Below are 11220 nucleotides of genomic sequence, written 5' to 3'. Positions count from 1 at the left end.
GTCACCTGATTCACCCGCTTTCACTCAATACTACGTGTCAGCCATTGGGCCGTTATGACAGATTGGACAACTAGCGAATATAAACAGATAACAACTGAGACAAACTTCTCATACAAGATAGAAAAACACGTAGAATACAGTCTAATTTATTCAATTTGGTCTGTAACCTGGAAAGATTTAAGCGAAGTGGGGCTACCAGATTACATATGGCATCTGATTCCAAAGTAGTAGATGGTAAAGAAGCTGACTCACTACCAAAGGGGTTGCGTTCCAATGAAGCACTACATGATCCCTTTGATTGGTATCACAACAAACGGAGCACAGCACCAATCCAGCATGATCCCAATCGAGGTGTATATGATGTATTTAGCTACGAACTCGTTAAAAAAGGGCTTCAGGATAATAAAGCCCTCTGTAGACCACAATTAACAGAGGAAGAAACAGACGATCCGCTTTCGTATTTTGATACGGGTATGGTTTGGTCTGATGGGCCAAGCCACAAACAGGTAAAAGGAGAACTGTTTCAATATTTCAGCCCGCGCATGTTGCAGGGGATTGAGGATTCAATTGTCTCAATTACAGAAAGCCAGTTAGATACAGCGACGGCTGATACTGGTGAACTTGATCTTGTTGAAGACTTTGCTGTTCCTGTCCCGCTACGGGTTATTATGGACTTCATCGGCATTCCCCAGGATGACCACGAACAACTACTGGAATGGTTAGAAACGTTTCGGTCAGTTATGACAAGTGAGGATAGCGACAAAGCAAGTATAAAAGGTGGCCATATGGCTGGTGCCGCTGAGTATTTCAAAGGGTTAGTTGATGAGCGTCAGGCAAATCCACAAAATGATCTTATTTCTCAGCTTAGCACAGAAACGGAGCTAACCCCAGAGGAAATCGGATCAAACTGTTTTGATTTTGCGCTCGCTGGACAGGGAACAATGTCTGAGCTGCTAACCAATGCAGTGTATATATTAGATCAACGGAATTATATCTCTGAAATTGACGATTATAATTTATCCGTGGTACTTGAGGAGATTCTCCGGTACAGGAGTCCACTTCAAGCCCGAGCACGGAGAACAACAAATCAAATTACGTTAGGAGAAACGACGATCCCCGCTGACGAAACTGTCATCCTATGGATCGGCGCAGCAAACCGTGATCCTGAAAAATTTGAGGATCCAGACATATTTGATCCTTACCGAGATCCTGATCATCTTGCGTTCGGAAGCGGATCCCACAATTGCATTGGTGCCCCAATCGCACGACTTGAAGCTCCGATTGTGTTGGAAACGTTGTTTGATAGGCTTCCGCAAGTAGATATCGACTATAGTAATCTGATCCCAAAGCCAAAGGCATCGAAGCTTGGATTCGACAAGATGCCAGTTCAATTTTCCTCTTCCCCATCCTGAAGGTGAACTGACTCAGGCTCAAATCCCGAACCACTCGTTTTGCTCATCCGTAGACTTCTACGGTAGCTTTTGACGTCGCTTTCTGTTTTTGATCGCTTGAGGTGTTAGCTGCCGGTGCCGGTATTAAGAAAGAAAAATATCATTTCTATGCCTCTTACCTTATATTATATCATTCATTAGGGTGATACCTGTTTAGTTCATACAAGCCGCAACAATCTATGCATAGTTGTAGTAATTTATTTCTTCTATCTATTTCAGGGAAGCGGTTTAATATGTGGATCAGAATTCGACTACGTGATCCGTATGTCTGGACAAGACGTGGATAAAAACGTAAGAAATGAACCAAAAACAACCGAAAGTGAAAATAACGACGGAGGTGCTTCTCCCCGAGACTACCGCCGATCACGACGCCAAGTACTAGCGGCGACTGCTGCGGGCATTGGAACCGCAGCCTTGGCAGGTTGCTCAGGAGGAGGCGGTGGAAACGGTGGTGGTGGAAGCGATTCACTTACTGTTTCTGTATTTGGAGGTGCGTTCAAAGACATTCTTGATGATGCTCTCTTCGCACCGTTTGAGGAAGAGACTGGTATCACGACCCAATCAGAGGCTCAAGGTGGGGCTGCGGAGGTAATACCAAACCTGGAAGGGGCTGTTCGGAGTGGAAATGCTCCAGTTGATTTGCTCATTATGACTGTTCCAGGGGTACTCCGTGGGATTAATTCTGATCTGTGGCACCGATGGAGCGCAGATGAGTTCGAAAACACACAGTACATTGAAGACGACTTGATTACCCGAGATGATGGCGATCTTATTGGTGTCGGATCAATGGGATGGTTTATCAACTTAGTTCATAATACTGAGGAGTTTGATAGCCCCCTCACCTCTTGGAATGCCTTGTGGGACTCACAGTACGAGGAGCAACTAGCAATGATGTCTCCAGCTGTGACTGGCTTCCTTCCGGATATTACTGCAGAAGTTCGGTTGAGTGGGCAAGAACTACTCCAAAGTGAGGAAGGGATCAGAGAAGTTTTCGAGGAGCTCAGTGGGATCGTCCCACAGGCAGCTCTTTGGTACACCAATGAGGCAAATTTCCAATCCCGCTTGGCGGATGGTGAGATCCCAGCAGGAATGCTATACCACGATATCACACGAGTTCTCCGAGTTACACAGGATGCACCTGTCCAAAGCACATTCCCCGATGAAGGTGCCGTCCTCGGCTCCGGTCGTTGGGTTTCACCACGAACAACTGAGAACACCGAGGCAGCAAGGCAACTCATCGATTACGCATCGCGTCCGGAGGTACAAGACAGAATCACACAAGAATTGTTCACTTTCCCGGCTATCGAAGAGCAATACAGCGAACTTAGCGACGAGGATTATGAAAAGGCCGCTGGGCCTGGTATTGAAGAGGCAATCATTCCGAACTTCGAGCTGTACGTCGAACAAGAAGAGTTGGTCAACCAATTGTGGAACGAGCTAATCGTCCAGCAATAATAGTATGTCACGAGTAGTCTTAGAGGGAATCACAAAGCGGTATCCAGGTGGCGTTGAAGCGGTGAGTAATGTCTCACTTGTCGTTGACGACGGCGAGTTTTTGACCTTAGTTGGACCAAGTGGGTGTGGAAAAACGACCACACTACGTACGATTGCTGGATTTGAACAGCCCACTGAGGGTTTTGTTGGCATCAATGATAATCGTGTGAACACGGTGCCTCCAGATAAACGTGATATCGGAATGGTGTTTCAGGATTTTGCACTCTTTCCGCACAAAACCGTCGCTGAAAACATTGCCTATGGGCTGAAGGTACGTGACTACGAGGACGATTACATCGACGAACGAGTCGATGAGATGCTGGAGTTGGTTGAGTTGCCAGAAACTCGGGATCGTATGCCGGATCAACTCTCCGGAGGCCAACAGCAACGAATCGCACTGGCTCGGGCAGTAGCACCAGAACCAGATGTACTCCTGCTTGATGAGCCGTTGGCGAGCTTGGATAAAAAGCTCCGAGAGACGATGCAAGTTGAGTTACGGAGTATCCAGCGGAAACTCGATATCACGACGATCCTCGTCACACACAACCAGAAAGAGGCGTTGACGATGTCGGATCGAATTGTCGTAATGAATGAAGGTCACTTCGAGCAAATTGGCCCCCCAGAGGAAGTCTATTCAAATCCAATAACGCCGTTTGTGGCTGACTTCGTAGGAACCGCAAACATATTCACTGGAACGGTTTCATCAATCGACGAAGAGACCGCAACAGTTGACTGTGGTACTACGACGATTCAGTCGAAAGACACCGAAGATCTTGCCATCAACGATTCAGTGTCGGTCGTCTTCAGACCGGAACATCTGACAGTTACTGACAACAAGACGGCTACCGATGGGGCTGGCGATCAGAGCACTGTCTTTGATGGCACTGTGTCTGTACGACGATACACCGGCGATCAAATTGAGTATCACGTACAGACAGCCGATGGAGATACTGTTGTGGGTGTTCAGAGAGTCTCGGAAACTAACGCCGAAGAGGGCACTGATGTGAGCCTTCGGCTGTCAGCTGATGACTGTTTACTATTACACTAATGAGCACTGAAAAATCAACACTCAGTGAGAGAATCACTGAGACAGATGTTTTCCCCCGTGCCAAGTACCTGATTGTATCTTACCCTGCAATCACACTCAGCCTATTCTTTGTGGTACCGCTCCTACTACTAGTGGTTGTTAGTACGTTCCAAAATGTTGAGGGAGGATTTTTCGAGCCTGCATTCACGCTTGAAAACTACGTTCGATTTATCGGGAGTGATCTCTTCCAAGGCCGGATGCTATACACGCTCAGAGTTGCTGGGCTGACAACAGGGCTTTGTTTGGCTATTGGGTATCCCCTTGCGTACTATATCGCCACGCTGAAGAACGAACTGTGGCGACGGGTTTACCTCTCAATAATTGTCTCTTCGCTGTTTTTGACATTCATTATTCGTGCCTTTGCGTGGCAAGTACTACTGTCAAGTGATAGTATTGTTCCGAGCATCGCAACGGCAATTGGTCTTCTTGAAGAACCCGTCGCACTTGTTCCGAGTTACTTCGCTTTGGTCATTGGGATGGTTTATGTATTCCTACCATTTATGGTATTGACACTGTACACGAGCATTCGAGATGTCGACAAGAGCCTGCAGGAGGCTTCTCGAAGTCTCGGTGCCCGGCCTCTCAGAACCTTCCGAGAGGTGACACTACCACTGACAAAAAGTGGGATCATCAGCGGATCGATGTTAGTTTTCGTGCTCTCTTTGGGTGTATACGTCTTACCACGGATCCTAGGAAACCCACCACAGTGGACACTCGCTGTGCTTATCGGGAACCAGGTTGGTGTTGAGGGAAACATTCCCTACGGGGCTACAATTAGCATCGTCTTGCTAATCGTAGTCGGGATTATCCTTGGCACAGGCTGGTACCTAACCAGTGCAGGTCGGAGGAGATCACTATGAGCTTAGCGAAGAGCAAGGGTCTCAACGTGAGAGACAAACTTGTGGGAGGTTTGTTGCGAGCCTTTGCATGGCTCGTTCTTTTGTTTGTGTTGTCACCGTTGATAGTTATCTCAGCAATGGCCTTCACCAGCGGTGAGTTTCTAGTTTTTCCGCCAGAAGGATTTTCGCTTCGATGGTTCGGCGAACTTACCAGTTGGATTGGGGCCATACAAAACAGTGTACTCGTTGCGGTTCCAGCCGCATTGATTGCAACTACCATCGGTGGGACTGCGGCCTACAGCTTAGATAGATACGATTACCAATTTGGAAAGGCGTTGGCGGCTGCCGCCACGCTTCCGATCATGCTTCCACCGGTTATCGTCGGTGTCATGTTTATGGCATTCTTTATCACCATTGATAGCTCTGGCAATATCTGGAACCTCATTATCGCTCACTCCATTTTCCTCACACCGTTCCCGTTTATTCTTATCAGTCAGGGCTTAGCTGAGCTTGATCAAAGCTTTGAGGAAGCAGCGCGCAACTTGGGAGCTTCACAACTGCTTACTGTTCGAACGATCACGTTCCCGCTTATTAGGGCCAATGTGGTCGCCGGCTTCCTGTTTGCGTTTATCCTTTCACTGAACGAATACATCATCGCATGGTTACTATCTGGATTCGCTATTCAGACCGTACCAATTCAGATATTCACCAGTCTTCGATACAGCTATTCACCGACTATTGCAGTGGTTAGCCTGCTGTTTATCATAGTTACCTTCGCGGCACTGACCGTAGCTGATTATCTCGCAGGAGGTCTCTGGGAATAGCTCAACGACGATCAAATCACAATAGGAGAACACAATACATGACAGAAACAAACTACAACGATCTTCCAGAACTGGCATTTGCAAATACCGGTACGTTCCTCAAATCACCGTCGACTGAGCCAGCGGCTCTTACAGCTGACACCGATGTGGCTGTCTATGGGGCTCCATTTGACGGCACGGTGTCTCGGCGACCAGGAACACGGTACGGCCCTGAGAAGCTCCGACAGGCGAGTGCATGGTATGACCACTTTGCCGGCGGTTCCGAAGGGGCATACAACGCAGATACTGACCGACACGTCGCACATACAGAGGTAAACATACGAGACTGTGGAGATGTACCGACTGTTCCAAATGACGTTGAACGAACGCGAAGACAGGTCAAAGGGTACGCAAAGACAATCGCTGAAACAACGTTTCCGATCATGCTTGGAGGCGATCATTACCTCACGTATCCCGCATTTGACGGGTTTGCGGAAACAATCGATGGGGATGTCGGACTCATCCATTTAGACGCCCACAGCGACACAATCGAAGGTGATGATCTCTACGGCGATCACTGGCATGGCTCTCCAATGGCCTGTATCAATGAGTTAGACTCCGGGAGCTATGCGAACCATGCAATGGTTGGCATCCGTGGCTATGAGCGAGCAGGCTTTGAGGATCTCATCGAGTCTGATGGGCTGTTCGTCAAATATGCCAGAGATGTTCGTGAAAACGGTATCGATGAAGCAATAGAAGCCGCAATTAACCATGCTTCTGAAAATACTGAGGCTGTGTACCTGACTGTGGATATTGATGCTGTTGATCCAGCGTACGCACCGGGTACCGGAACTCCCGAACCTGGTGGCCTCACGAGTGCTCAACTCCTTCGAGCCATGGATTTACTTGGTAGCTGTGATGCGATTGGGGCAATGGATCTTGTTGAGGTTTCGCCGCCACTTGACGATGATAGTGAGACCACAGCGATGTTGGGAGCAAATGCCGTCACTCGATTTTTCGAAAGCAAATTCTGTTAGCTACTGGGCTGGTTTTTTTATTCGTTGTAGGGGTTCTTGATTTCAAGAGCTTGCCCAACTTGATAGAGCGTCTCTTCATCAAATTTTGATCCAATCAATTGGAGTCCGACAGGGAGCCCATCAACAGTTCCACAGGGCACAGACAGTGCTGGGTGGCCAGTCTGATTGCAGCCCGCTGTATTAACTGGGATTTTAGCCAATCGATTAACTTGGGTGACTTTGTCTTCAGCTGGCGACAATGCTGTAAATGGTACTGTCGGCATAGCTAACACGTCACATTCATCAAGACAGCTTTGATATTCTTGATCAAGGGTAAGCGCGATATTTTTTGCGTTCGCGTAGATTGATTCGTTCCCATTGAGACGGCAACGTTCAGCGAACAGAAGTGAGGCAACGACTGCTGGCGACAATTCGCTACCACTATTTTGTATTCCCTGTTTGAACGCTTCCTCACCGGCTTTCCAGTGCCAACCAGGTGATGTCGTCCCAACCCCACCACGACGATACGTATTTTGAGCCCCGAGGGCACCAACAATACCGATGATGGCAACGGCAATCTCATGTGTCGGTGCAGACACGGTTTTCAGGGTGACCCCATCAGATTCCAGTGTATCGAGTTGATCTCGGACAACCGTCTCAACGGTCGGATCGGCTGTCGGCCAATCAAATCCTTCAGAAAGAACACCGACCGTGAGATCCGTTACCTCCTTATTTACACTCTCCGCGTAAGATTGTGCCTCACAGTGGTATGGTTGTCGTGGATCCAACCGACAGCCATTTTGTCGATCTTCACCAGCAATCACCTCTAATACTCGGGCGTTCGTTCTCACATCGCGGGTGAGCACGCCGACATGGTCGATTCCAAAGTCCATTCCGAAGACGCCAGTGTATGGTACCAGTCCATAAGTTGGCTTACAGCCAACAATTCCACACCAAGCAGCTGGATTTCGAACTGACCCAGCTTGATCAGTGCCAAGTGATATATCACAATCGCCTGCTGCAACAGCCGCAGCTGACCCACTTGAGGAGCCGCCTGCCAGTCGACTTGGATCGTGAGGATTCCATGTCGGGCCAAAATCTTGTATCTCACCTGCATCTCCCATCGCAAAGGCATCCATATTCTGTTTTCCGAGGACAGTGCTTCCAGCGTTGAGTAACCGCCCCACCGCTGTGGCATCGATCTCAGGAGTAAATGAGAGGACAGTCGATCCTGCAGAACAAGGCAACCCCGCAACAGCAATATTGTCCTTAATTCCTGCCTTTAGATCAGAGAGCCGCCCATCTGGAGACCCAGAAATAGAACATCGGTGGAGCCACGCATTGTGTGGATCTGAGTCCTCAGTTGGCTCCCAGTGCTCTTCTCGACCACCATATTGGTCTGGAGAGCCATGCAATAGTTCGAATTCTGGTTGTGCCTTGTCAGTGATTGTCTCAAAGGCATTCTCCATCCCACTGAGAATTTCCTCAAACGCTTCTTCATTCGCTTGGTCGACAGTTACGCCCCAATTCTCTGCAAGTTTCGTATACGCATCCATGTACAGCCTCTTGAGACTGGCCTATCCAATGGTTTCCCTAATATTCTGAAAGTTCTACAGAGGAATACGGCTTATATTAGGGAACTGATTATCTTTGTTGTGTATCTCATATGCATTTGCCGTGTTCCAATTATCCACTTATGACAAATCCAGATACCTCTGATCCAATCACCGAAGTTGCGCCTGATGTGTATGACTTAACACTGTCAGATGAACCAGCACGCTACCGTTCATTCCTTTTTGATTGGGGCACACCAACACTAATTGATACTGGGCCTCATGATACCTCTCAGAAGCTTCTCCAGCGGCTCGAATCTGTCGGGATTGCACCTGAACGGCTTCTATTGACACACACCGACCACGATCATGTTGGAGGATATGATGCTGTTCTAGACAAATACTCTCCAGAAACCTATGTTCCAGCGCAATCTGAGTTACAAACAGAATATGGGGCCGATCATCGGTATGAAGATGAGGATACTGTCGGCCCATTTACTGCAGTACACATCCCTGGACATACTCAAGACAATTACGCCCTAATTGCAGATGGAAAATCGATAGCCGTGCTAGGCGATGCAATGATTGGTGCGGACTGGCGTGGCCTTCCAGAAGGGTATCTTATCATGGTTGAGGCCCTTTATTCAGATGATCTCATCGAAGCAGAGCGGAATGCTGAACGACTGCAAGAGTACGAATTCGATATTGGTCTTGTTTTTCATGGGTCATCAGTATTCGAGGGTGCTCGTGAGAAAATTGACTCATTCTTGGATTTTCCAAATAAGGGAACGTGGGATTAAGATGAGGGTGAATCTATAATATTGAACCATCGCGTTTGATTTTCTCAACTACTGGATTGCCAGGAAAATCTTCCAACGCCGCGGTTACAGACGTGAGAGACTGGACACCGCCGGGCTGGAGATAATCTAGCATCTCCAAGGCAGCATCATGCAACGATTGACTTGTTCCGGCAGTGCAGTCTTCGATGACTCTGAAGACAAAGTCTCGCTCATGTGCCCCTTGAGCCGTGTAATGAACACAAACATTTGTAGTGACACCTGCAATCAAAATGGTGTCAATATCAAATGTCGAGAGTAAATGCATGAGATCCGTATTGTGAAAGCAGTTGTATCGTCGCTTTCGTACTACATATTCGGCAGCTGGGAGCCCCGTATCTGGAATCACAAGTTCGTCGATAAACTCTTCACCTTCGGTCTCAGCGATCGTGTGGTCTTGTTCCACTGAAAACATCTCGGCCCCATAATCTGAGTGATCGGGGCGATGACTCTCTTTTGTCCAAATAATCGGTAGACTAGCCTCTCTAGCCGTCTCAACAAGCGTATTGATGTTTCTGATTACCTGTTTTGTATCACTAACTGATGACGATAGACAATAAACTGCACCATCGGGGTCAAGAAAGTCATATTGAGGATCGATAACCAGCAATGCAGGTGTCTTGCCGATTGCTCCGGGATCAGTAGGTAACATCTGACGGATGGTTGTTTACACCGGCAGAAATAGCTATCTATCGCCAGTAATAAACGCGTACAATGTGATTTTATTTCTAAGATGCCGTTCGAAACGCCAAATTTGATTAGTTCTGATATCTGTATACCGCAACAAATTAAGACTGATTTATTTGTTATCAGGCCGCTTGAAGTTACAGACGCCAAAGCAGATTACGAGGCGGTAATGGAAAGCCGTGATCGAATTAAGAATACATTCGGCCCAAATCACCCGTGGCCGCCAACAGACCTTACACTAGAACAGAATCGAATAGACCTTGCTTGGCATCAAAAAGAACACCAGCGCCGAGACTCGTTTACTTACACAATCTATGACCCCGACACTGAAACAGAACTAGGTTGCCTATATATACAGCCAACTCAAATCGATGACTACGACGCTGCCGTGTATTTTTGGACATCAATGACCGCAAACCAGCGTGATCTGGTTGATCAAATCACAGCTTGTATTAGGCGATGGGTTTCGGAGGACTGGCCTCTTGAGAAGGTAATTTACCCTGGACGAGATGTTCCTTGGGAAGACTATCAGACATTGAAACCGAATTGACTACTGTTGTGCTGCAAGCGAGAATTGAATAAAACATTTGTTTTTATCGAATAAACTAACTTATTTTGAATCTATACGGCCCCACCATGTATATTTAATAGAGTATATGCTGAGTTGCTGGTACAGATAATGATTCCCACGACAGATGATCCGATTGGTGACACACCAGCGCTAATTGTTGTTGACCCTCAACAAACCACACCAGAAAGTGAGGAGGCAATGAGTTCTGGTGCTGGATCTGTATCTGGTGGCAGAGATGCTGTTATGGAAAATATCGATACGATAGTTGAGCACGCTAGAGATGCTGATATCCCTATTATTTGGGGGAAGGAGATACATCGGTCTGATTTTGCAGATTACGGGGCGGAAATCGAATCTTGTGAGCCAGAACATGGAATTGCTGGCACTTGCGCCGAACAGTTTGACCCGATTCTCTCTATTGATGAAAATGATATGGAACCCGCGGAGTATATAATAGAAAAACGGCGATATAATTTCTTTCATCGAACAGAAATCAAGCATCTCCTGAGAACCTATGACATTGATACTGTAATATTAGTTGGATTTATGACGAATATTTGTGTCCACTACACTGCTCATGGGGCGCATGAACACGATTACGCATTTCGGGTCGCAGAGGAAGCAACCGCTGCTCCAACCCAAGATCTCCACGAGACAGGGCTCAAATGTATGCGTTATCTTCAGCCGCGAGGTATCCAAGACATGGAGGCTATCACGAATCGACTTGAGGAATATGAGGGGAACGAACTAGTTCAAAGGGTCAAAGAGATAGGGCAGATCAGCTCAAAAACGGGCCCTGTACATACTCGCTAGTTGTCCGTTCTCCTGATAACGGTAGCAGCAAGATCGCAGTCTGACATGGTGAGGATGCCGATACGAGAGG

At 47.5% G+C, this 11220-nt stretch carries 11 protein-coding genes; 9 read left to right on the top strand and 2 right to left on the bottom strand.

Features of this window, described 5'->3' with window-relative positions:
* Positions 1 to 206: 206 nt before the first annotated feature.
* The 6 genes from HKK80_RS14860 (at position 207) to HKK80_RS14835 (ending at position 6711) form a co-directional block, all read left to right on the top strand.
* On the top strand, positions 207 to 1412 hold the full coding sequence (locus HKK80_RS14860; protein WP_411800364.1) for a cytochrome P450: 1206 nt from the start codon (positions 207 to 209) through the stop codon (positions 1410 to 1412).
* Between the two features lie 303 nt (positions 1413 to 1715).
* Entirely contained in the window at positions 1716 to 2906 is a 1191-nt protein-coding gene (locus HKK80_RS14855; protein ID WP_411800363.1) for an ABC transporter substrate-binding protein, read from the top strand.
* A 4-nt stretch (positions 2907 to 2910) separates the two neighbouring features.
* Positions 2911 to 3993, top strand: coding sequence for an ABC transporter ATP-binding protein (locus HKK80_RS14850; protein WP_411800362.1), 1083 nt, complete (start codon positions 2911 to 2913; stop codon positions 3991 to 3993).
* On the top strand, positions 3993 to 4892 hold the full coding sequence (locus HKK80_RS14845; protein ID WP_411800361.1) for an ABC transporter permease: 900 nt from the start codon (positions 3993 to 3995) through the stop codon (positions 4890 to 4892). The genes HKK80_RS14850 and HKK80_RS14845 overlap by 1 nt, the downstream gene beginning before the upstream one ends.
* A complete protein-coding gene (locus HKK80_RS14840; protein WP_411800360.1) occupies positions 4889 to 5695 on the top strand; it encodes an ABC transporter permease in 807 nt (268 codons plus the stop codon). The genes HKK80_RS14845 and HKK80_RS14840 overlap by 4 nt, the downstream gene beginning before the upstream one ends.
* 38 nt (positions 5696 to 5733) lie before the next feature.
* Positions 5734 to 6711 carry an agmatinase family protein gene (locus HKK80_RS14835; RefSeq protein WP_411800359.1) on the top strand — a complete coding sequence of 326 codons (978 nt, stop codon included), beginning with the start codon at positions 5734 to 5736 and terminating at the stop codon, positions 6709 to 6711.
* Between the two features lie 17 nt (positions 6712 to 6728).
* Here HKK80_RS14835 and HKK80_RS14830 read toward each other — a convergent pair whose 3' ends face one another.
* The gene (locus tag HKK80_RS14830; protein WP_411800358.1) at positions 6729 to 8246 is read right to left on the bottom strand and encodes an amidase family protein; all 1518 of its coding nucleotides are present in this window, start codon (positions 8244 to 8246) and stop codon (positions 6729 to 6731) included.
* A gap of 140 nt (positions 8247 to 8386) precedes the next feature.
* Between HKK80_RS14830 and HKK80_RS14825 the strand changes: the two genes are divergently transcribed.
* Complete coding sequence (locus HKK80_RS14825; protein ID WP_411800357.1) at positions 8387 to 9043, top strand: MBL fold metallo-hydrolase; 657 nt, start codon at positions 8387 to 8389, stop codon at positions 9041 to 9043.
* Between the two features lie 13 nt (positions 9044 to 9056).
* Here the strand turns inward: HKK80_RS14825 and HKK80_RS14820 are convergent, their stop codons facing one another.
* Positions 9057 to 9731 (bottom strand): cysteine hydrolase family protein, encoded by a 675-nt coding sequence (locus HKK80_RS14820; protein ID WP_411800356.1) that lies wholly within the window; start codon positions 9729 to 9731, stop codon positions 9057 to 9059.
* Positions 9732 to 9812: 81 nt separating this feature from the next.
* Here HKK80_RS14820 and HKK80_RS14815 point away from each other — a divergent pair, with 81 nt between their 5' ends.
* Complete coding sequence (locus tag HKK80_RS14815) at positions 9813 to 10316, top strand: hypothetical protein (RefSeq protein ID WP_411800355.1); 504 nt, start codon at positions 9813 to 9815, stop codon at positions 10314 to 10316.
* Between the two features lie 129 nt (positions 10317 to 10445).
* Positions 10446 to 11150 carry a cysteine hydrolase family protein gene (locus tag HKK80_RS14810; protein WP_411800354.1) on the top strand — a complete coding sequence of 235 codons (705 nt, stop codon included), beginning with the start codon at positions 10446 to 10448 and terminating at the stop codon, positions 11148 to 11150.
* The last annotated feature ends 70 nt before the right edge of the window (positions 11151 to 11220 follow it).

This window comes from Halonotius sp. F2-221B (genome assembly GCF_046719765.1).
Lineage (GTDB): Archaea > Halobacteriota > Halobacteria > Halobacteriales > Haloferacaceae > Halonotius.
The sequence above is the reverse complement of the archived record's forward strand: the minus strand, read 5'-3'. Positions and strand labels throughout refer to the sequence as shown.